Source organism: Adlercreutzia equolifaciens (assembly GCF_029076695.1).
In the GTDB taxonomy this organism is placed as follows: domain Bacteria; phylum Actinomycetota; class Coriobacteriia; order Coriobacteriales; family Eggerthellaceae; genus Adlercreutzia; species Adlercreutzia equolifaciens_A.
Genome location: NZ_JARFIK010000066.1, coordinates 1 through 424 on the forward strand (window position 1 = coordinate 1; position 424 = coordinate 424).

The window sequence follows — 424 nt, forward strand, 5'->3', positions numbered from 1 at the left end:
TTCTTCACCGGCAACGCTTCAGGCAAGTGCCCCGGGAAGTGCTTGGTGTTGAGCACGTCAATCTGGAAGGCCTCGGGAATCATGGTGTGGGTGCCCACCTGCACCTGATCGCGGAAGGTGCAGCCCGACACCGTCATATTGGCCACGCCGCCCACTTCCACCAAGTGCCCGTTGCGGGCGTTGCGCACGGTAACGCCGGTCATGGTGACGTTCTTGGCATGAGCCAGCTTCACGCAGGTGTTCGCCCGGCCGTTGTTGTCCAGGGTACCCCCAATGAGGTGGATGTTCTCGTAGTAGTAGCCGGCCTGGGTGTCGACCGCCTCACCGATGCGCACAGCGTTGCAAGTTTTGTCCTTCTGTACCGTGAGCGTCACGTCGGTCAGATCGAAGTCACTGCGCTTGTACAGCAACACCACCTTGGATC

At 60.4% G+C, this 424-nt stretch carries 1 protein-coding gene; it reads right to left on the minus strand.

Annotation, left to right across the window (positions count from 1 at the left end; translation table 11 throughout):
* Window positions 1-424: hypothetical protein (locus PZH32_RS11490; protein WP_275208388.1), on the minus strand; the 424-nt coding region annotated here is incomplete at both ends.